Raw genomic sequence first — 20,549 nt, forward strand, 5'->3', positions numbered from 1 at the left:
GTACGAATATGATATATTTACTATTAAATATTCGGATTTTACTATATCACTTACATTCCGCCAGCAGCCGGCCAGTCCGACGGTGCTTTTACTGTACGAAGCGGGCGGCAGGAGAAGAATAGATCGCGAGGAATTGTTGTGAAAAAACTTAAAAGAAGCTCACGATTGGTGGAAATGACACAATTTTTGCTGTCACGGCCGCATACGTTGGTGCCTCTTACGCATTTTGCGGATCGTTATGGAGCGGCTAAATCGTCTATAAGCGAAGACCTGGCCATCATCAAGGAAGTATTTGAGGATGAAGGCATTGGTGAGCTTCTGACGTTGGCGGGAGCGGCAGGAGGCGTCAAGCTGATCCCAAGACTGTCCAAGCAGCATGCCCTCACATTTGCGAATGACCTGTGTGCACAGTTGGAGCAGCCGGATCGCATCTTACCCGGAGGATATCTGTATCTGTCGGATCTGCTGGGTCAACCGGCGATGATGAATGAGGCTGGTAAAATATTCGCTACTGCATTTGCCAACAGACAGATCGATGTAGTCATGACGGTGGAAACCAAAGGGATTCCGCTTGCCTATGCAACGGGAGCACAGCTAAACTTGCCAGTTGTCCTCGTACGGCGTGATCATCAGGTGACGGAGGGCTCGGCAGTGAGTATTAATTACGTTTCAGGATCACAAAAGAGCCTGCATACGATGTCATTGTCCAGACGTGCGATGCGCGAGAAATCGCGTGTACTCATCGTGGATGATTTTATGAAGGCAGGTGGTACGATTCAGGGGATGGTCGACTTGCTGGCTGAATTTGATGCTGAGGTAGCCGGAGTAGGTGTGCTGGTGGAATCGGGCGAGGTGGAGAACGAAGAGCGCTTGCTGCACGATTATATTTCACTGGCGAATCTGACCGCGGTCGATTCCCGAAGCAAGCAAATTACAGTCAAGCTGGGGAATTATTTTGATGAGTCTACAAGTCAGTGAAATGTCACAATTCATCAAAATATCCCTAAATATGTCGAAAAGAAATCTTTTCAAAAAAATTACCTGAATTTAGGATACCATTTGTCCAAAAAAAGAAGGAATTCGAAATGCTGTGTGGAATGTATACACCAAGTCCTATTTGGAAAAAGGTGGTGAAACACACATGCAGATTACGGATGTTAGACTCCGCCGAGTGAACTCAGAAGGAAGAATGAAGGCGATTGCATCCATTACAATTGATAACGAGTTCGTTGTTCATGACATTCGGGTTATCGACGGTAATAACGGGATGTTTGTGGCTATGCCTAGCAAACGCACCCCGGACGGAGAGTTTCGCGATATCGCTCATCCGATATCTTCAGGAACCCGGGAGAAGATTCAGGCTGCTGTACTGACTGAGTATGAACGCGCGGCGGTGGATGAAGAAGTAGCTATCGAAGAAGGCGCTTAATTCGCCTAAAGCAAGATTAGGGTTCAAAAGAAAAAGAGGGCCACAAACTGTGGCTCTCTTTTCTTTTTGCCTGGAATGAGATATATTCTTTAATGAGTTAACAGTCAGTTTTAAGGCAACTTGGAGCCATCCGGGCTGCCGAAGCGACTTTTTCATAAGACAGGGATTAAGCAGTAATGCATCCCGGGGATGGATGTCCAGCACAAGCTGGCCTGAAAAAATAGCCATTAACTAAAGGTTCGCCGTTATTTTTCAGGAGGATTGTGAAAAGTTAAGCAAAAATCTGATCTGGAAATTAACGTTTTAGCCAAAGGGAGATTGTTATTTTCAGGATAGGAGGTTGGACTTGTTGGAAAGGTTGGCAGTCATTCTTGCCGCAGGGCAGGGAAAACGTATGAAATCCAAATTATATAAAGTTCTGCATCCGGTATGCGGGAAACCGATGGTCGGTCATGTACTCGACACGGTTCGAGAAATCGGGGTGTCCCGCAGTGTGGTGATCGTGGGTCACGGTGCGGAAGCGGTACAGTCCTATTTGGGACCGTCGGGAGAATATGCGCTTCAAGCAGAGCAGTTGGGAACGGGGCATGCTGTCAAGCAGGCCAAAGACTTGCTCGGTCAGGAGAAAGGTACGACCATCGTCATTTGTGGAGACACCCCCTTGATTACAGCGGAAACGCTGGAGGGCTTGGTGCAGCTACATGAGGGTCGGGGAGCGGCCGCAACGATTCTGACCGCTGAGCTGGACGACCCTAAGGGATACGGCCGGGTCATCCGTGATACTGCGGGAGCAGTGCTCAAGATCGTGGAACAGAAGGATTGCTCACCTGAGGAAGATGCTGTTCGGGAAATCAACACGGGAACGTACTGCTTTGATAATGCCAAGCTGTTCGCAGCGTTGGACAAAGTAACCAACACCAATGCACAGCAGGAATACTACCTGACAGATGTCATTGGTATTTTGCATGGCGAAGGCGAGAAGGTTGAGGCATATTTAACAGATGATGTGTCGGAATCCATCGGTGTGAACGACAAGGTCGCTTTATCAGTGGCTGAGGGATACATGCGAGAACGCATTGTGCGCAAGCATATGCTGAACGGTGTGACCGTCATTGATCCATCCTCTACCTACATCGAGAGTGAGGTTGTCATTGGTTCCGATACAGTGTTGTACCCGAACACGTGGCTGCGCGGTCAAACGCAAATCGGCGAAGATTGTGCGATTGGTCCGCAGACTGAAATTCAGGACACCATTATCCATTCGGGCGTTACGGTGAAACATTCGGTGTTGAACGAAGCTGAAGTGGGCAGCAGCACATCTGTGGGCCCGTTTGCCTATCTGCGTCCGGGTGCGAAGCTGGGCGAGCATGTGAAGATTGGTGATTTTGTTGAGGTGAAAAATGCGACCATTGGTGATCATTCCAAGGTGTCTCATTTGAGCTATGTCGGTGATGCCAAGGTGGGGACAAACGTTAATATCGGTTGCGGGGCAATAACGATTAATTATGATGGATATAATAAATCTATTACAGAAATTGAAGACGATGCCTTTATTGGCAGCAATGTGAACCTGATCGCCCCAATTAGGATCGGAAAAGGTGCTTATGTCGTAGCAGGCTCCACCGTAACACATGCTGTCCCTGATAACGATCTGGCCATTGCCAGACCGCGTCAAGAGAACAAAGCCGGATATGCGGATAAAATTCGCGCGCGTGCCAAAGCGAAGAAGAAAAGATCGGAATAGCCTTAATCAGCAAGCTTTTGGATCTGTAATGAATGAATCAGCACGGAGGGTTTCTATAAATGACTTATTGCGATTCCAAACTCAAAATATTTACTTGTAACTCCAATCCGAAGTTGGCCCACCAGATTGCGGACTATATCGGAATTCCAATGGGGGAATCCCATACCACATCTTTTAGTGACGGTGAAATCCAAATCAAGCTGTCTGAAAGTGTTCGCGGTTGCCACGTATATATTGTGCAGTCGACTTGTCTGCCAGTTAACGACAACTTGATGGAGTTACTGGTTATGATTGATGCACTCAAGCGGGCTTCCGCCAAAAGCATTAATGTCGTTATGCCATATTACGGCTATGCCCGTCAGGATCGGAAAGCACGTTCGCGTGATCCGATCACGGCGAAGCTTGTCGCTAACCTGATTGAAAAAGCAGGTGCTCACCGCGTAATCAGTATGGATTTGCATGCCATGCAAATTCAGGGATTCTTTGATATTCCGGTGGATCACATGTTCGGCGCGCCAATTCTGGCTCAGTATTTTCGTTCGAAGCAGATTGAAAATCCGGTTATCGTTTCCCCTGACCACGGCGGTGTTGTGCGTGCGCGGAAGTTAGCGGATTTTCTGAATGCTCCGCTGGCTATAATCGACAAACGTCGTCCTGAGCCGAACGTTAGTGAAGTCATGAACATCATCGGGAATATTGAGGGTAAAACCGCTATTCTGATTGATGATATTATTGATACGGCGGGAACCATCGTGCTGGGCGCGAATGCGCTCAAGGAAGGCGGCGTAACGGAGGTGTATGCTTGTTGTACGCATGCCGTGCTCTCCGGGCCTGCTATGGAAAGACTGGAGAATTCACCGTTAAAAGAGGTGGTCGTGACGGATACCATTCCGATCATTCACCCCAATCCGACAAGCAAGTTGAAGGTACTGTCTGTGGCCCCATTAATGGGAGAAGCCATTATCCGTGTGCATGAGGAATTGTCAATCAGCAAACTGTTTGAAATCGAATAAGCGCTGGCTCATTAAAAAAAGGGGTTGCCTCTTCCAACTGGAAAAGGTAACCCCTATCAGCATGTCAGGCTAAAAGCCCGTTCTGGATATAAATGTGAAGCGCTGACGATTGTATAGCGTGTCTTCCATTTCGACAAAATGCTCGTTAAAACGCGCAATAATGCCAATCTGGATATGTACATTCCCGTCATAGACTTGGACAGGAACTGAATGTTTTAAATGATATAGAAAATGGCTGTCATATAAGAGGATATCACCCTGATTGAGCATACCAGCACGCACCTTCCTGTTCAGTATAACTATTTTACCAAAAAATCTAGACTTCGAAAGAGGGTGTCACGGTTTATGAAGTGGATTGTTGGATTGGGCAACCCCGGTCCCCAATACGAAAAAACGAGACATAATGTTGGATTTATGGCGCTGGATGCTCTGGCCGCCCGTCATAACATCCAGATTAACCAAAGCAAATGTAAGGCATTGATTGGAGAAGGACATATTGGCGGAGTAAAAACCGTGCTGATCAAGCCAATGACCTATATGAATCTCTCGGGCGAGTCTCTGCGTGCTTATATGGACTATTACAAAGCGGATATAGATGATTTGGTCGTAGTTTATGATGATCTGGATACAGAGGTCGGAAAAATAAGACTCCGGTATCAAGGCAGTGCAGGCGGTCATAACGGGATCAAGTCAATGATCCAGCATACGGGCACACAATCCTTTAATCGGGTTCGTATGGGCATTTCCCGCCCTGAGCCTGGATACGCCATTGTGGACTATGTTCTGGGAACCTTTCCTAAGAAGGAGAAGGAATTGCTGGCTGGAATGATAGAGGACACGTGTGATGCTTTGGAATACAGCTTGGACCATCCTTTTGAACGGACCATGGCTGAATTCAATAAGTAAGATCTGGAACAGGCAGGATGGGCTTAAATGGAAGTTTGTTGGACATACTGGAAGGTATAGAAAACTTTCAGGAGGCATATACATTACATGATTGTGAATTATGTATGCAGACATTGTCGAACTTTCTTGGGACGGATTGATTCTGCAGCAATAACCGAAGAAAGGTTGGGCTTCCAATCCTTGACCCCTGCCGAACGTAGAGATATAATAGCGTATAATTCGGGCGGTGAAGTGATCGTCAAAGTCATTTGCGAGCATTGCAGCCAGGCGCTGGAAAATAATCCGGAGCTGAGCCTGCTCGTAAATCCGCTTCAGTAACAGGTATTCAACTGGTCTCATGTACCAGCTTGAGAGGTGAGGCGGTAATCCCGCTTATGGAGCCTTGGCAGCATGCTGAGGCTTCTTTTTCGGTTTGCTGCTTTCTCCAAATTAAGCGTGGAATACCTGTTGTTGTTCAGTTCCATGCCGTTATTGTAAATAAATTTCCATGCAACTATTTATAAGCATAAAGGGGTGCCTTTTTTTGTTACAAGCACTTATTCAGGCTTTTACCAAGGATGCTGATTATGCATCCATTGCAGCAGGTATATCATCAGGCATGAAGGAACAGCTCATATCTGGTCTGTCCGGCTCTTCCCGACAGGTACTAATGGCCGCGCTTACCGAAGATAGTGGACGACCGATCATGGTCATGACGCACAACATGTTTGCCGCTCAAAAAATAGCAGATGATTTGCAGGAAGCGCTTCCTCCTGAACGGGTTTTGTTGTACCCCTCGAATGAGTTGGTGGCTGCTGAAGCGGCCATATCCAGCCCGGAGACGCTATCCCAACGAATTGAGGTATTGATACGATGCGCCCAGGGTTTTCGTGGGATTGTTGTCGTGCCGTTTTCTGGTGTAAGGCGTTTGCTGCCGCTTCCGGAGACGTGGCGTGAAGCCCGAATCGAGCTGAAAGAAGGCGAAACGATCCAGTTGGAGCCATTTTTGCTGCATATGGTCGAGATGGGGTACCAGCGGGTGGAGCGTGTAGAATCACGTGGAGAGATGAGTGTCCGTGGCGGGATTATCGATTTTTATCCAATGACAACCCGTTGGGGCTACCGCGTGGAGCTATTTGATGACGAGATTGACTCCATTCGTATGTTCGATCCGCAAGATCAGCGTTCTGTGGAAAAGGTGCAGGAAGTTATCGTAACGCCGTGTAAGGAAGTCATCGCGGATAGCGCTCGTATGGATCAGGCGGCAGATGCCGCTGCGATTCTGTTGGAGGAGCAGCTCGGCAAAATGACAGACCGTCAGGCCAAGCTGCACCTGAAAGAAGAGATTCACCGCGAGATTGAGCTGCTGCGGGAGCATGTGTATTTTGACGAAATCTATAAATATATCTCGCTGTTGTACCCCGAACGCAAAACCTTGGCCGATTACATGCCGGAAGATACCATTCTGATCATTGACGAACCGACGCGAATGCTGGAAACAGCCAAGCAGCTCGAACGGGATGAGTCCGAATGGAATCTGCATTTGCTTCAAAACGGTAAAACGTTATCACAGCTAGAGCTGTCGGATAACTCGGACAATCTGCTGTATAACCGGAGATTCCAGACGTTGTTCCTGTCGATCTTTCTCCGTCAGGTTCCGCATACGCAGCCGCAAAATATTTTGAATTTCATCTGCCGGGGCATGCAGGATTTTCACGGTCAAATGAATGTGCTCAAGGCGGAAATGGATCGCTGGCGCAAGGCGGGCACGCAGGTTATGATGCTGGCGAGTGGAGACGAACGGCTGGATCGGATGCGCCGAGTGCTTCAGGATTACGGTATTGATGAGCCAACGATGGCTATCGGCAATTTGCAAAGCGGTTTTGAGATGCCATCTATTCATTTGGCGGTGATTACCGAGGGCGAAATGTTCTCGCAAAAGCAGCGCAAAGCGCGCAAGCAGGGCCGCCATGTGGACAACGCAGAACGGATTAAGAGCTATAGCGAGCTGAAGGTGGGCGACTATGTCGTACACCAGAATCACGGGATCGGAAAGTACATGGGAATCGGTACGCTGGAAGTTGGCGGTATCCATAAGGATTACATGCACATTCTCTATGCGGGCGGCGATAAGCTGTCTGTACCGATTGAGCAGATTGACCTGATCCAGAAGTACGTTGGCTCAGAGGACAAGGAACCTAAGATTTACAAGCTGGGCGGTAATGAATGGACACGCGTGAAGAGCAAGGTTCGCAGCTCGGTTGAGGACATTGCTGACGACTTGATTAAGTTGTATGCAGAACGGCAGTCAGCGCCGGGTTTTGCTTTTGAAAAGGATTCACCGGAGCAGCAGGAATTTGAGGATATGTTCCCATATGAAGAGACCCGTGACCAGATTCGGGCGATTGAAGAGATCAAGAAAGACATGGAGCAGAGCCGTCCGATGGATCGTTTGCTATGTGGTGATGTGGGCTACGGCAAAACAGAGGTTGCCATTCGTGCTGCGTTTAAGTCGGCCATTGAGGGCAAGCAGGTGGCAGTGTTAGTACCGACGACGATTTTGGCACAGCAGCATTATGAGACGTTCCGTGAGCGCTTTTCCGGGTATCCGTTCAACATTCAGGTGTTGAGCCGTTTCCGTTCGCGCAAAGAGCAGAATGAGACGACTAAAGGGGTTCGTCAGGGGACGGTCGATATTGTCATTGGCACCCATCGCTTGCTGTCGCAGGATCTGGTGTTTAAGGATCTGGGCATGCTCATTGTCGATGAGGAACAACGGTTTGGCGTGACACACAAGGAAAAGCTGAAAAAGCTGAAAACGAATGTGGACGTGTTGACGTTAACGGCTACGCCTATTCCGCGTACGCTGCATATGTCTATGCTTGGGGTTCGCGATTTGTCGGTCATTGAGACACCGCCGGAAAACCGTTTTCCGGTGCAGACTTATGTTGTTGAGCACAGCCAAACGTTGGTGCGTGAGGCGATTGAACGCGAGATGGCACGTGGAGGACAGGTGTACTATCTGTATAATCGCGTACAGGGTATTCAGGAAATGGCTGCCGAGATCCATGCGCTTGTGCCGGATGCCAAGGTGGGCGTGGGTCACGGTCAGATGTCCGAATCCGAGCTGGAGAAGACCATTTTGGACTTCCTGGACGGTGAATATGATGTACTGGTCAGCACCAGCATTATTGAGACCGGGGTAGATATTCCGAATGTGAATACGCTCATCGTGCACGATGCCGATAAAATGGGGCTGTCCCAGCTTTATCAGCTGCGTGGACGTGTAGGTCGTTCCAACCGGATTGCCTATGCGTATTTTACGTACCAGCGGGATAAGGTGCTGACGGAAGTGGCAGAGAAGCGCCTTCAGTCGATCAAGGAGTTTACGGAGCTGGGCTCCGGGTTCAAGATCGCGATGCGCGATTTGTCTATTCGCGGAGCGGGGAATTTGCTTGGTGCAGAGCAGCACGGATTCATTGCATCCGTCGGTTTTGACCTTTACTCGCAAATGCTGGCTGAGGAAATTAATAAACGTAAGGTTAGCGTACTTGGAGAAGAGGATTTGTCGAATCGAAATTGGAGTACGTCCATTGAATTAGGCGTGGATGCTTACCTGCCAGGAGATTATATTTACGACAGTATTCAGAAGATTGAGATTTATAAAAAGGTTGCGGCAGTCAGCACGTTCGACGAAGCTGCTGAGCTGGAAGATGAACTGGTTGACCGCTTTGGCGACTTGCCGGACGCTGTGCGTCATTTGCTGGCTGTGGCCCGTCTCAAGGTATACGGACGCATGTATGGTATTGAATCGATTGTCCAGCGGGATGACAATGTAGTGTTGAAGTTCCATGAAGGGCGTCAGCAAGCGGTACAGACCGCCAAACTTGGCGAGATTGGCAATCGCTTTGAAAGACGTGTACAATTTGAACAGGGTACTCCTATGAGCGCACGCATCAAGGGTAAAGGTCTGGATGATCCACAGATGTTAGAGCTGCTGGAGCAATTTTTGAGTGCATTGAAAGAAGCATTCACATCGAAGGAGGAATTGCAAAATGTCACAACCAAATAAAAAACCTTGGAGAATGCTATCCTTGGCAATTGCAGCACTACTGGCTTTATCGGTGCTGGCGGCATGTACGAAGCAAGCCGAGGAGAGTAAGGTCAAGGACGAGCCGAAGGACAACAGCAAGATTGTTGTAACCTATAAGGGCGGGACTATTACTGAAAATGAGTTCAACCAAGAAATCAGTATGATGAAATTCCTCTATCCGGAATATGGAGCGATGCTTGCTTCGGATCAGGTGCGGGAGCAAATTGCCAAGCAGGAAGTGGTGTACAAGCTTCTGGCCGACAAAGCGGACGATAAGGCCAAGGAACAGGGTGCCAAAGAAGGGACCGAGCAACTGGAGCAGTATAAAAAGTCGGTCGGAGATGCTAAATTCAAGACATTTTTAAGTGATCAAAAGCTGACTGAGCAGGGCGTGAAGGATTACTTTACCCGTGTGATGACGGTGATCAACAGTGAGACGAACAAAGTGACGGACGATCAGCTGAAACAGGAATTTGATAAAAACAAAGATCAGTTCACAACAGCAACGGTACGTCATGTACTGATTAATTTTGAAGATCCAAAAACGAAGAAACAACGCAAGAAAGAAGATGCCCTCAAGCTGGCCAAAGAAGTGAAGGCGAAGCTGGATGGTGGGGCTGATTTTGCAACGATTGCCAAGAAATACTCAGAAGATCCGGGTTCGGCTTCCAATGGAGGTTTGTATGAGAATGCATCCGTAGCCCAATGGGTACCTGCTTTCAAAGAAGCAGCAGAGAAGCAGCCGATCAATAAAATCGGTGATCCGGTAGAAACAGAATACGGATACCACATCATCAAGGTGGAATCCCGCAATGAGCCTACGTTTGATAAATTGAAGGACAGCGAAAAGACTGCTCTGAAAAACAAGCTAGCCGGAGAAAGTATTCAAAACTTTACCGAAAAGGATTTGGCGAAGCTTGATTTGAAAATCAACCTGCCGAAAGTACCTGCTACGCAAGAGAAAAGTGGCACCACATCGGGCACTGGCAACACAACTGCGCCTGGAGGTACAACAAGTGGCACCAGTGATACCAAAGCAGGAACAACCAAGGATGGAGCTACAACCGAAGGTAAATAACCGAACATGCATAATGAATTGGGAACAGATGAATACTATGGTCAGATATCACCATAAACACCATGACCGTGACGTTCTTCGTGACCGCTTCCGGGGGAGCGGAAGCGTCTTTCGATATCGTCAGTAGTTAACTAAATTCTTCTTGGGAAAGTGGGGCAACATGTGAAATGAAAGCTACTGGGATAGTTCGCCGTATTGATGATCTGGGGAGGGTAGTTATTCCTAAGGAAATACGCCGCACCTTGAGAATTCGTGAAGGAGATCCGCTTGAAATTTTTGTGGATCGTGACGGAGAAGTCATTTTGAAAAAGTATTCACCTATCGGTGAACTTGGTGATTTTGCCAAAGAATACGCTGAGTCCCTGTTTGAAAGCACAGGCCATATTACGATGATCACCGACCGCGATACCATTATTACGGTGGCTGGCGGCTCTAAAAAAGAGCTTCTGGACAAGCCGGTCGGCAGCATTATCGAAGGTAGTATGGATAATCGTAAAACGATACTGGAAACAGCCAGCGGCTCCTATGAGCTGACCCGAGACCACGAAGAGACACTCTCGTCCTTTGTGGCGGCTCCTATTGTTTCGGGTGGTGATCCTATTGGTTCCGTTGTGTTGCTGAACAAGGATGAAAACGTGAAGATGTCCGAAATGGAGATTAAAATGGCTGAAACAGCCGCTGGTTTCCTCGGCAAACAAATGGAATAGTAATCCCCCGTTCCGGCCCTGTAAGACGTACTGAATGGCGAAAGCCGTCTGTCGTCTTGCAGGGCTTTTTTTCTTTCTAGAGAAAGAGGCGGTATAATAGGACTCGTGAAAGTTGCATACTTCAGGTAGGAGTGGGGAACGAACGATGCACGAAAATCGCGCCGCTTCGCGGCTGCTACGGGGTGCTGTCATTTTGACACTGGCGGCGGTAGCGAGCAAGCTGATCGGCACATTGCAAAAAATCCCGCTGCAAAATATCGGTGGTGACGGCGTGTTCGGTATTTATAATACGGTTTATCCTTTTTATACGCTGCTGATTACCATTGCGGCTGCTGGATTTCCGGCAGCGATATCAAAATTTGTAGCTGAGTATGAGGCGGTGGGAAACCGGGCCGCAGGGCAACGTGTAGCCCGGTTGTCCTCGCTTGTGTTGGGCATGTTTGGTGTGATTCTGGGCGTGCTGATGTATACGTGCGCGCCGCTGATCGGTCAGTGGATCGACAATGCTCATGTCATTCCCTCGGTGAGGGCGGCGGCTTTTGCCTTTTTGTTCGTGCCGATTATGGCAGGGCTAAGGGGATATTTTCAGGGCTTGCAAAATATGATCCCGACCGCTGTTTCCCAAGTGACGGAGCAGACGGTACGGGTGGGTGTGATGATCATGCTGTTGCTGCTCATGCTGTCGCAAGGAGCCGGACCCGATATGATTGCTGCCGGTGCTGTTTTGGGTTCTGCAACTGGTGGGGCAGCGGGTCTGGTCGTCATGCTGCTGTTCTGGCGTAACCACAGGAAGAAGCTCAGAAGGCAAGAGAGGCTATCTGAGCAGGCTTCGCTACCTGTCGGGAAGACAGAGCAGATGGGCATACAGGAGACTGCGTCCGGATGTTCTGGCGTCATAGAGGGAACGTCGAATGATTTGGTGAGCGGCAGTCGTGCTGTTGTATCGGGTGTGCTAGAGAGTGTAGCCGGGACAGTGCAGGGACAGGCTGGGGAAGCCCACCGGGCGGAGAGCTACGGTGCTTTGCTAAAGGCATTGCTTCGTTATGCCCTGCCTGTTTGCTTGGGAGCGCTGGCGATCCCGCTGATTAGTTTGGTGGACACGTTTACTGTGCCTCGCTTGTTAAAGCAGGAGGGTTTGGACGACACAGGGGTTATGGTGGCCTTCGGTGTCTATAACCGCGGTCTGCCGCTTGTACAGCTGGTGATGATGTTTGCCACTACGCTGTCGGCATTGTTCATTCCGTCGCTGGCGGAAGCACGCGTAACGGGCGGCACGGAGCTGGCGCGCCGCCAGTGTGAGCAATCGCTGCGTTGGTTCTGGCTGTTGGGACTAGCCGCCGCGACAGGCTTAATTGTACTGGCGGTGCCCGTCAATGTGATGCTGTACGCGGATGACACCGGCAGCGGAGTCATGCGCTGGATGGCGCTGACCGCCGTAGGCGGCACGCTCAGCATCATCTCGGCGGCGCTGCTACAAGGGCTGGGCGCAGTTCGCGCTCCAGCCTTGGCAATGCTCGCCGCCGCCGCCGCTAAAGCGCTGCTGAACTGGCTGCTCGTGCCGCAGTTGGGCACGGCTGGCGCAGCCATCGCGGGAGCCGCCGCCTATCTGCTGGCGGCGGCGATCAACATCGCGATGCTCGCCCGCCTGGCGGGGCTGCGCTGGAGTTGGTCCGCCAGCGTGCTCAAGCCGGCGGCACTGCTTGCCGCCTTGGCTTGCGCAGCCGCGACGGCGATGTGGGGCACCAGCGCCGCGCTGGGTGCCTTGGGGTGGGCCGCCGGAGGCCGTGCCACGGCGGCGGCGGAAAGCCTGCTGGGCGTAGCCGCAGGTGCCATGGTGTTCGTGATCGGCCTCGCACGCTTGAGGCTGATCACGGAGGCGGAGCTTGCGGCGGTGCCCAAGCTCGGACGCCCGCTGGCCGCCGCGCTGCGCAGACTGCGCGTGCTGGCGTAAGCCTTGTGGCTATGCCACTTGCGGTTGCGCGGTGGGGCAGTCACAGCCATTTTATGAGCCTGTATATACTTTGTGGTATAGTAGTGCCAAAGCAAAGGAAGCGGAAGCAGGCAACGCGTGCATTTATGGAGCGTGTGCCGTGCTTCTGCGGAACGGAGGATTGGACATGAGCGCAATACTAACAGTCGTAGGGTTAGGCTCGGGAGACCCGGATCAGCTTACGATAGGGATATTGAACAAAATGCGGGGCGCCTCGGCGCTGTACCTGCGGACGAAGGAGCATCCGGCGGTTCAAGTGCTGGATGAGTTTGAAGTGGCCTTCGAGTCGTTTGATACCGTGTATGAGACAAAGGAATCTTTTCCAGAGGTATACGAGGAAATTACCAGTCAGTTGATAGCAGCCGCAGCTAAAGCAGTGGACGGAAGCGAAATCGTCTATGCGGTTCCGGGTCACCCAATGGTAGCGGAAGCGGCAGTACAGTTGCTCAAAGAGCGTTGCCCTGCGCAGGACATTAAACTGAATATCCTTGGCGGCGAAAGTTTTCTGGATGAAGCTTTTGTACGTCTCGGTTTTGACCCGATTGAAGGTTTCCAGTTGTTGGACGCAGGTAAGCTGGATGCGAGCTGGCTTCAACCTCAGTTGCACACGCTGATCGGACAGGTATATGACACGTTTACGGCTTCGGATGTGAAGCTGTGTTTAATGGAGCGCTATCCTGACGACTATGAGGTCTATGTAGGTCATGCGCTTGGCGTGGAGGGCGAGGAAGCGGTGCATAAAGTGCCACTGTACGAGTTGGATCGGGTGGAGGGCTACGGAAACCTGTCTCTGGTGTACATACCGCGCAGTGAGGATGATGCGCTGAAACGGCGTTCTTTTGACCGTCTGCATGAAATTGTTGATATTTTACGCAGTCCGGAAGGTTGTCCATGGGACCGGGAACAGACGCATCAGTCGATCCGCAAAAATCTGATCGAGGAAACCTATGAAGTCATCGAAACGATAGATGAGGACGACCCTGATCACATGAAGGAAGAGCTGGGCGATCTGCTGCTGCAAATTTTGCTGCATGCCCAGATGGAGGAAGAAGTTGGAACATTCAATGTGTATGATGTGATTCAAGGGCTGAATGAGAAGCTGATATTCCGTCATCCGCACGTGTTTGGAGACCATCAGGCGAATGATGCGGAAGAGGCGCTGCAAAACTGGGAACAGATGAAAGCTGAGGAAAAACGGATGAAAGGCACAGCGTCAGCACAGCCATCTGTACTGGATGGTGTCCCGCGTGATTTGCCTGCTCTCATGAAGTCGTACAAGCTCCAGAAAAAGGCGGCAAAAGTAGGCTTTAACTGGGATGACATTGAAGGCGTATTCGACAAATTGGACGAAGAAGTGGTTGAGTTGAAGGAAGCGGTTCGCGAGGGACATTCCGTGGGCGCGCAGTTGCTGGAGTTGGGCGACGTGCTATTCGTTGCCGTGAACGCAGCCCGTTTTATGGGGGTTGATCCGGAAGAGGCGCTGTCTGCCACCAACCGCAAATTTATCGAACGATTCCAGTATATTGAGGAAAGATTACGCGAGCAGGGACGACGCCCCGAGGACAGTAGCGTAGATGAGATGGAGATGTACTGGCAGGAAGCGAAAGAGGCTCTTGGCAGACCTTAGGTCCTAAAAGCGAAGAATGCCCGTGTGGAGCGTGTCGGTTTGAGAAGACTTGCTAATGGGGAGGCTTTTGTAGTAGGATGTTGGCTTAACTGGGGGTCGAATTAAAAAACGACTGCCATTGCAGGATTTTTTCAGGCCAAGCCAGAATAAATTGTAGTAATTATCAAAACAACTGTAGTCTACGGGCAACCGTATTCCAGCTGTATTCAGAGTGGTTTCGGCCGCAGTTTGACCTCACGTCTGTCCCATTTCATGGACATACAGCGTGATAATTATTTTTTGACATTTGGGAGGCTTTAACTTATGAACAAGACTGATCTGATCAACAATATTTCCAGCAAAAGCGGTTTGAGCAAACGTGACGTTGAAGCTGTATTGAATGGTGTTCTTGGTGAAATTACAGATGCACTCGCCAGCGGCGACAAAGTGCAACTGATCGGCTTTGGTACTTTCGAAACGCGCAAGCGTTCCAGCCGTACAGGCCGCAATCCGCAAACCGGCAACACGATTGAAATTCCAGAATCGACCGTTCCTGCTTTTAAAGCCGGTAATAAGCTTAAAGAAGCCGTTAACTAATGCGTCTTGATAAATTCTTGAAAGTCTCGCGGCTGATTAAGCGGCGTACGGTAGCCAAGGACGTCTCCGAACAGGGGAGAGTCGTGGTGAACGGACGCGAAGCCAAGCCGAGCAGTGCGGTCAAAGTGGGCGATGAAATCACCGTCCAGTTTGGTCAGAAGTTGGTGACTGTGCGAGTGGAACGGCTCGCCGACACTACACGCAAGGACGAGGCTGCAAGTATGTATACTCTAGTGAAGGAAGAGCCCATTGCCAGAGACAATGGTTTGAACTGGTAACTGGAATCTAACTTCTAATATGCTGTACATTAAAGCATCCCTTCATATTCTCACGAAGGGATGCTTTTTCTTATGCAGTTTCATTCGTGCAGTTCTAAATCCTGTTGTCCCCTTCATAAGCTAAGAACAGAAGGAGGGGTACATGCCATGATTGAACAAGGGAAGCCCAAGCACCATGATTTGCGCATGCAAAGCCGCAAGCAGCTCGATATTTCAGGCGTCAGCAATGTGGAGAGCTTTGACAGTGAAGAGTTTCTGCTTCAGACCGAGCTGGGCCATCTCACCATTCGCGGACAACATTTACATATCAAAAACCTCAGTCTGGAAGAGGGGCTGTTGTCCATTGAAGGTCTGATTCATTCCCTCGTCTACCTGGAGCCCGGGGCCCCGGGCAAAAATAGAAAAAGCCTATTCGGCAAGCTCTTCAAATGAACCCTCACACACAATGGCTAACGCTGACGTGGATGCTGCTGTCGGGCATAGCCATGGGAGTGGTGTTCGACAGCTACCGGGTGCTGTCCATCCGCTTTCATTTTGCCCGTTGGAGCATTCATATGTTGGACGTGCTGTATTGGGTGGCCTCGGCCCTGTTTATTTTCCGTGTGCTGTACGCGAGTAATCGCGGTGAGCTGCGGTTTTATGTCTTTTTAGGACTACTTTTGGGGGTTTGGCTCTATTTTTGGGCCTTTAGTGTTACAACCCAACTTTTTGTGGTAATGTTATTAAAGATAGTCCGCAGACTGACGTTGATCGTGAACAGCATACTGCGCATCCTGATTGTTCATCCGGTGTTGGCGCTGTATCGGCTGGTACGCAAGCTGGTCGGATGGACATGGGCACTTATTGTGTTCCTGGGAAGGATGCTGATATACATCCTGATGCCGGTTTGGAAGCCGCTCGTTTGGCTGATCGGTCCGCTTAAAGCGCGCTGGAGGACTCCAGAATTGCTTGTGAAGCTCGGCATCAGACTGAAAAACACAGTAAAAAGATGGTTTGGAAGGAGGTAGTATCATGCGTAATTCGTCTGTAGATCGCCATTCATCTCCTACGTCCAAGTCCAACGCGGGCGGGCGCAGGCGAATCATGATTTGGTTGCTATCGCTTGCCGCCTTTGGTAGTTGGGTTATCTTTACCTTTTTTTCTCAAGGTATGATTATGGCCGATCGAAGTGAACAGCTCACCCAGAAGGAGAAACAGAAGCAAGCTGCTACACAAACGGAACAACAGCTCCAAACGGAAGTGAGTCGTCTCAAGGACCCCGAGTATATCGGAGAAATTGCCAGAAGCAAGTACGGTCTTTACAAACCGGAAGAGACGCCAATCATTGGAGAGTAGAAATAGGCGCGTCATCGGGCCAATGCTTAGTTGACCTTGGTTCCGCCATTTTGTATAATCAAATCACCACAGCGGGATTTTTTTGCAAAAAAATCGGTTGTATATTTTAAGGGAGGATCATTTTATTCTATGGCAATTGAAGTGGGCACCAAGTTAGAAGGCAAAGTGACAGGCATCACGCATTTTGGAGCATTTGTGGATTTGTCTGGAGGTGTCACGGGTCTCGTTCACATCTCGGAAATCGCCGATAACTACGTTAAGGATGTTAACGATCACCTGAAGATTAATGATGTCGTGATGGTGAAAGTCATTAATGTTGACAAAGACGGCAAAATCGGACTTTCCATTAAGCAAACGATTGACAAGCCGGCAAGTGAAGCCCGTCCGCCAAGAGCTCCAAGACCGGAGCGCACAGGAGGACCAGGCGGAGGCGACCGTTTCGGCGGTGGAGGTTCAGGTCCAAGTCAAGGACGTGGTGGTAGCGGAGGCGGTGGTTTCAACCGCGATCGTGGAGGCCGTTCGTTCAAGCCTGCACCGGGTAAACCTTCATTTGAGGATAAAATGTCACGCTTCCTGAAAGATAGTGAGGAACGCATTTCGTCGCTGAAAAAGAACACCGAAGGTAAACGCGGAGGACGCGGCGCGAAGCGTGTTTAATTCACTTTGACAATCGTATCAACCATACACGGAAAACCGTACAGTCGAAAGACTGCTACGGTTTTTTTGCGTTCTGCCGACAATAGTTGAAATACGTGTAGGGCTATGGGAGCGTGGGAGATCAATCGGGCGGTAATCTTGCATGCGTTTTATGATATTCATGATTTGTTGAAGAAAAAGCAAAGCGATCAAGCTAAAAAGTGGACGTTTTTTTTGTCGTGTGGACATAATCGTCCGACAAACTCCAACGGTTTTCCGTCTATCTTCTGGACTAATCGCTAGTCTAAGCGAAAGTGTGGGCGACAGGAAGAGAACTTGTAAGGAGAGGGCACTCGCAATTTCCATACGCTTCCAAGCGGGCGTAGCTTGGCATTGGGGGCGATGCTCTGTGCTTTCGCGCAGAACGTTTTTTTGTCGGAAATTTCTTGGAATAAGACGTGAGGTTCTGACAAACTTTCTCAATCGTTCCGGTTTAAGATGGGAACATCAAATTGATGAATGGGGTGCCTGACGCATGATGGAGAAATGGAACGTGGTACATTTTCCAGGGTTGAAATCCAGAAAGTGCAAATCTAAAGAACGTACGGAAGGTTGGTCTTTCAGACTCAAGAAGCGGCTGGGTTCACATAAAGCAGTGCAATGGGTAACGGCGCAAAGATGGATGCTGCTATTGTCTGCTATGGGATTTTTACTGGGACGCGCCACCATTTTGGACGAGCTATCCCCTTTTGCCCTCGCTTATTTTGCAGTCATCATGTTCCTGCGGCGTGATCTGATGCTGCCTGTAGCTGTATCGGTCGTGTTGGGCAGTCTGCTTGCCCCTTATCCATCGTCGTTCATGATTGGTGGCGAGCTGCTTGTATTCTATCTCCTGTATCGCGGGCTACGGACCTTTGATCGGCTGGAATTATCTTATGCCCCGCTTATGGTTTTCCTGTCTGTGTTTATGGTCAATTTATTTTACGCCGTGATGGCCCCGTCCTTCACATGGTATGACCTTGTCATCGTGGGGACGGATGCGGTTCTCAGCTTTATGCTAACACTCGTTTTTACGCAGGCCATTCCATTGTTTACGTATCGCAAAAAGACAAGCCAGCTCAAAAATGAGGAAATTTTGTGTCTGATCATTTTACTGGCCTCTGTGATGACGGGAGCGGTAGGGTGGACGATTTACTCACTGTCTGTCGATCATGTGCTATCTCGCTATTTGGTCTTGGTGTTCGCTTTGGTGGGGGGCGCTTCGCTGGGTGCTTCAGTCGGTGTGATTACCGGTTTAATTTTAAGCTTGGCCAATATGTCTGCGATTGTGCAGATGAGTTTGCTCGCATTTGCCGGTTTGCTGGCAGGGATGCTGCGTGAAGGGCGAAAAGGGGCAGTGGCGCTAGGGATGTTGCTAGGTTCCTCCATTCTGACGATCTATTTGGACGGGACCGGGGACGTGCTGACATCAACCTGGGAGAGCTGCGCGGCGATTCTATTATTCTTAATGACCCCCAAAAGCTTCTTTAAGGCGGTTTCTACCTTTGTCCCTGGTACGCAGGACCATGCCAAATCCCAGCATGAGTATGCCAAAAGAGTCCGTGATCTCACTGCCGAGCGGGTGACGAAATTTTCCCGCGTATTCAGTCAGCTATCCCGCAGCTTTCACCAGATATCTGCGAGTGAGAGTGCGAAGTCAGATGATGAAATCGAGCATTTTATGAACGCTGTCGCGGAGGGGACGTGTGCCTCCTGCTTCAAGTGCGAGCAGTGCTGGGACGGCAAGTTTATGCAAACCCATCAGTATATGACGGAAATGATGAGCGCTATTGAGGGGAATCCGGATTTGGAGCCAGAGCAGATGCCGCCGCAGTGGAGCAAGGCGTGCACCAAGACGGGCGCGGTACTGCAAGTGATGAAGCAGCAGTATAGCCTCTATCAGCATAATATGCAGTGGAAACGCCAAGTATACGACAGTCGTCAGCTTGTTGCTGATCAGCTATCTGGCGTATCGCAGATTATGGAGGACTTGGCGCGGGAAATTCAGCGGGAAGGACAAACCATGCATCGGCAGGAAGAACAAATACGAGAGGCGCTTGATCGGCTGGGCTTATCCATACAATCTATTGAGATTATTAATCTGGATGCGGGCCAAGTAGAAATTGAGATTGTCCATGCTTATACAAGGGGATTTGACGAATGCAGGAAAATCATTGCTCCACTGCTGTCGGACATATTGGACGAGCATATTGCTGTGATGCGCGAAACGGCGGCAGATCGCCGCCAGGGATTGGCTACGGTCATGTTTGGCTCCGCCAAAACATATGAAATTGCCACGGGAGTAGCGAGCGCTGCCAAAGGAGGGGATTTCTTCTCCGGAGACAGCTACAGCATGATGGAGCTGGGGAACGGAACCTTTGCGGTCTCTTTGAGCGATGGTATGGGCAATGGAGAGCGGGCGCAGCAAGAGAGCAGCGCGGCGCTTAATATTTTGGAGGAATTACTGCAATCCGGCATGGATGAGAAACTGGCGATCAAGTCGGTCAACTCTGTCCTGATGCTGAGATCACCCGAGGAGATGTATGCTACGGTCGATATGGCGCTGATTGATCAGTATACGGCGCGGACGACATTCATGAAGATTGGGTCAACGCCGAGCTTTATTAAAAGAGGGGAAGATGTCATTCCCGTATCTGCTAGTAATTTGCCGATTGGCATTATACAGGATATTGAAATTGATCTGGTATCGCTTCAATTACAGCCGGGTGATATTTTGATCATGATCACAGATGGCATATACGACTCGCCGGGTTATGCAGTAAACAAGGAAATATGGATGAAGCGCATGATTCAGGAAATTGAAAGCGATGACCCGCAGCAGTTGGCCGATTGCCTATTGGAACGAGTTATTCGTTACCAGCAAAATCAAATCTATGATGACATGACGGTAGTTGTTAGCAAAATAGATCATTTCCGCCCAGAATGGGCTACGCTTCATATACCGGGTATGAGCTGGATGGAACGCCCGCGTACGGTTAGCTGAATAGACATTGCCCGGGAAATTCGGCTTCCTTTTTAAAAATCCGCGTTCTTCGTTTGAATCGTTCCAGATTCGGCAAAGATAGAATCTATCGGAATAGATTACGAGGAAGCGGGAG

Annotated in this window: 19 protein-coding genes; 18 read left to right on the forward strand and 1 reads right to left on the reverse strand. The window is 49.8% G+C overall.

What is annotated here, in order from left to right; all coding sequences use genetic code 11:
• Window positions 1–138 precede the first annotated feature (138 nt).
• The 4 genes from purR (at window position 139) to ACWGOO_RS17610 (ending at window position 4,186) form a co-directional block, all read left to right on the forward strand.
• On the forward strand, window positions 139–978 hold the full coding sequence (gene purR / locus ACWGOO_RS17595; protein ID WP_452485501.1) for a pur operon repressor: 840 nt from the start codon (window positions 139–141) through the stop codon (window positions 976–978).
• Between the two features lie 163 nt (window positions 979–1,141).
• Window positions 1,142–1,429, forward strand: a complete 288-nt coding sequence (gene spoVG / locus ACWGOO_RS17600; protein ID WP_007428016.1) for a septation regulator SpoVG — start codon at window positions 1,142–1,144, stop codon at window positions 1,427–1,429.
• Window positions 1,430–1,775: 346 nt separating this feature from the next.
• Complete coding sequence (gene glmU, locus ACWGOO_RS17605; protein ID WP_452485503.1) at window positions 1,776–3,173, forward strand: bifunctional UDP-N-acetylglucosamine diphosphorylase/glucosamine-1-phosphate N-acetyltransferase GlmU; 1,398 nt, start codon at window positions 1,776–1,778, stop codon at window positions 3,171–3,173.
• A 59-nt stretch (window positions 3,174–3,232) separates the two neighbouring features.
• Window positions 3,233–4,186, forward strand: coding sequence for a ribose-phosphate diphosphokinase (locus ACWGOO_RS17610; protein ID WP_452485505.1), 954 nt, complete (start codon window positions 3,233–3,235; stop codon window positions 4,184–4,186).
• Between the two features lie 69 nt (window positions 4,187–4,255).
• Here the strand turns inward: ACWGOO_RS17610 and ACWGOO_RS17615 are convergent, their stop codons facing one another.
• Window positions 4,256–4,456 carry a hypothetical protein gene (locus ACWGOO_RS17615; RefSeq protein WP_452485507.1) on the reverse strand — a complete coding sequence of 67 codons (201 nt, stop codon included), beginning with the start codon at window positions 4,454–4,456 and terminating at the stop codon, window positions 4,256–4,258.
• Window positions 4,457–4,531: 75 nt separating this feature from the next.
• On the opposite strand from ACWGOO_RS17615, the gene pth reads away from it, so the two are divergent.
• The 14 genes from pth to spoIIE all read left to right on the forward strand — a co-directional run bounded on the left by pth (window position 4,532) and on the right by spoIIE (window position 20,434).
• Window positions 4,532–5,092, forward strand: coding sequence for an aminoacyl-tRNA hydrolase (pth, locus tag ACWGOO_RS17620; protein ID WP_452485509.1), 561 nt, complete (start codon window positions 4,532–4,534; stop codon window positions 5,090–5,092).
• 87 nt (window positions 5,093–5,179) lie between these two features.
• On the forward strand, window positions 5,180–5,410 hold the full coding sequence (locus tag ACWGOO_RS17625; protein WP_452485511.1) for an anti-sigma-F factor Fin: 231 nt from the start codon (window positions 5,180–5,182) through the stop codon (window positions 5,408–5,410).
• Window positions 5,411–5,615: 205 nt separating this feature from the next.
• Entirely contained in the window at window positions 5,616–9,143 is a 3,528-nt protein-coding gene (mfd, locus tag ACWGOO_RS17630; RefSeq protein WP_452485513.1) for a transcription-repair coupling factor, read from the forward strand.
• Window positions 9,127–10,242 carry a foldase protein PrsA gene (locus ACWGOO_RS17635; protein WP_452485515.1) on the forward strand — a complete coding sequence of 372 codons (1,116 nt, stop codon included), beginning with the start codon at window positions 9,127–9,129 and terminating at the stop codon, window positions 10,240–10,242. Before mfd ends, ACWGOO_RS17635 begins: the two co-directional genes overlap by 17 nt.
• Before the next feature lie 167 nt (window positions 10,243–10,409).
• Entirely contained in the window at window positions 10,410–10,949 is a 540-nt protein-coding gene (spoVT, locus tag ACWGOO_RS17640) for a stage V sporulation protein T (protein WP_452485516.1), read from the forward strand.
• Between the two features lie 145 nt (window positions 10,950–11,094).
• Window positions 11,095–12,900: a putative polysaccharide biosynthesis protein gene (locus tag ACWGOO_RS17645; RefSeq protein ID WP_452485518.1), complete on the forward strand. Its 1,806-nt coding sequence runs from the start codon at window positions 11,095–11,097 to the stop codon at window positions 12,898–12,900.
• Between the two features lie 166 nt (window positions 12,901–13,066).
• Window positions 13,067–14,566 (forward strand): bifunctional methyltransferase/pyrophosphohydrolase YabN, encoded by a 1,500-nt coding sequence (gene yabN / locus ACWGOO_RS17650; RefSeq protein ID WP_452485520.1) that lies wholly within the window; start codon window positions 13,067–13,069, stop codon window positions 14,564–14,566.
• 303 nt (window positions 14,567–14,869) lie between these two features.
• Complete coding sequence (locus tag ACWGOO_RS17655) at window positions 14,870–15,142, forward strand: HU family DNA-binding protein (protein WP_007428028.1); 273 nt, start codon at window positions 14,870–14,872, stop codon at window positions 15,140–15,142.
• Window positions 15,142–15,420, forward strand: coding sequence for an RNA-binding S4 domain-containing protein (locus tag ACWGOO_RS17660; protein WP_014599342.1), 279 nt, complete (start codon window positions 15,142–15,144; stop codon window positions 15,418–15,420). Before ACWGOO_RS17655 ends, ACWGOO_RS17660 begins: the two co-directional genes overlap by 1 nt.
• A 147-nt stretch (window positions 15,421–15,567) precedes the next feature.
• Complete coding sequence (gene yabP / locus ACWGOO_RS17665; RefSeq protein ID WP_452485523.1) at window positions 15,568–15,852, forward strand: sporulation protein YabP; 285 nt, start codon at window positions 15,568–15,570, stop codon at window positions 15,850–15,852.
• Window positions 15,849–16,427, forward strand: coding sequence for a spore cortex biosynthesis protein YabQ (yabQ, locus tag ACWGOO_RS17670; RefSeq protein ID WP_452485525.1), 579 nt, complete (start codon window positions 15,849–15,851; stop codon window positions 16,425–16,427). Before yabP ends, yabQ begins: the two co-directional genes overlap by 4 nt.
• 4 nt (window positions 16,428–16,431) lie before the next feature.
• Window positions 16,432–16,755 carry an FtsB family cell division protein gene (locus tag ACWGOO_RS17675; protein WP_452485527.1) on the forward strand — a complete coding sequence of 108 codons (324 nt, stop codon included), beginning with the start codon at window positions 16,432–16,434 and terminating at the stop codon, window positions 16,753–16,755.
• A 129-nt stretch (window positions 16,756–16,884) separates the two neighbouring features.
• Window positions 16,885–17,412, forward strand: coding sequence for a S1 domain-containing RNA-binding protein (locus ACWGOO_RS17680; protein WP_452485529.1), 528 nt, complete (start codon window positions 16,885–16,887; stop codon window positions 17,410–17,412).
• Between the two features lie 514 nt (window positions 17,413–17,926).
• A complete protein-coding gene (gene spoIIE / locus ACWGOO_RS17685; protein WP_452485530.1) occupies window positions 17,927–20,434 on the forward strand; it encodes a stage II sporulation protein E in 2,508 nt (835 codons plus the stop codon).
• The last annotated feature ends 115 nt before the right edge of the window (window positions 20,435–20,549 follow it).

This window comes from Paenibacillus sp. NPDC055715 (assembly GCF_053617595.1).

Bases quoted from the DNA above. Each gene is read 5' to 3' on its own strand.
- spoVT (WP_452485516.1), top strand. From the start codon at position 10,410: ATGAAAGCTACTGGGATAGTTCGCCGTATTGATGATCTGGGGAGGGTA.
- ACWGOO_RS17635 (WP_452485515.1), top strand. From the start codon at position 9,127: ATGTCACAACCAAATAAAAAACCTTGGAGAATGCTATCCTTGGCAATT.
- ACWGOO_RS17680 (WP_452485529.1), top strand. From the start codon at position 16,885: ATGGCAATTGAAGTGGGCACCAAGTTAGAAGGCAAAGTGACAGGCATC.
- pth (WP_452485509.1), top strand. From the start codon at position 4,532: ATGAAGTGGATTGTTGGATTGGGCAACCCCGGTCCCCAATACGAAAAA.
- ACWGOO_RS17610 (WP_452485505.1), top strand. From the start codon at position 3,233: ATGACTTATTGCGATTCCAAACTCAAAATATTTACTTGTAACTCCAAT.
- ACWGOO_RS17655 (WP_007428028.1), top strand. From the start codon at position 14,870: ATGAACAAGACTGATCTGATCAACAATATTTCCAGCAAAAGCGGTTTG.
- spoIIE (WP_452485530.1), top strand. From the start codon at position 17,927: ATGATGGAGAAATGGAACGTGGTACATTTTCCAGGGTTGAAATCCAGA.
- spoVG (WP_007428016.1), top strand. From the start codon at position 1,142: ATGCAGATTACGGATGTTAGACTCCGCCGAGTGAACTCAGAAGGAAGA.
- ACWGOO_RS17615 (WP_452485507.1), bottom strand. From the start codon at position 4,456: ATGCTCAATCAGGGTGATATCCTCTTATATGACAGCCATTTTCTATAT.
- ACWGOO_RS17625 (WP_452485511.1), top strand. From the start codon at position 5,180: ATGATTGTGAATTATGTATGCAGACATTGTCGAACTTTCTTGGGACGG.
- yabQ (WP_452485525.1), top strand. From the start codon at position 15,849: ATGAACCCTCACACACAATGGCTAACGCTGACGTGGATGCTGCTGTCG.
- yabN (WP_452485520.1), top strand. From the start codon at position 13,067: ATGAGCGCAATACTAACAGTCGTAGGGTTAGGCTCGGGAGACCCGGAT.
- ACWGOO_RS17660 (WP_014599342.1), top strand. From the start codon at position 15,142: ATGCGTCTTGATAAATTCTTGAAAGTCTCGCGGCTGATTAAGCGGCGT.
- ACWGOO_RS17645 (WP_452485518.1), top strand. From the start codon at position 11,095: ATGCACGAAAATCGCGCCGCTTCGCGGCTGCTACGGGGTGCTGTCATT.
- ACWGOO_RS17675 (WP_452485527.1), top strand. From the start codon at position 16,432: ATGCGTAATTCGTCTGTAGATCGCCATTCATCTCCTACGTCCAAGTCC.
- yabP (WP_452485523.1), top strand. From the start codon at position 15,568: ATGATTGAACAAGGGAAGCCCAAGCACCATGATTTGCGCATGCAAAGC.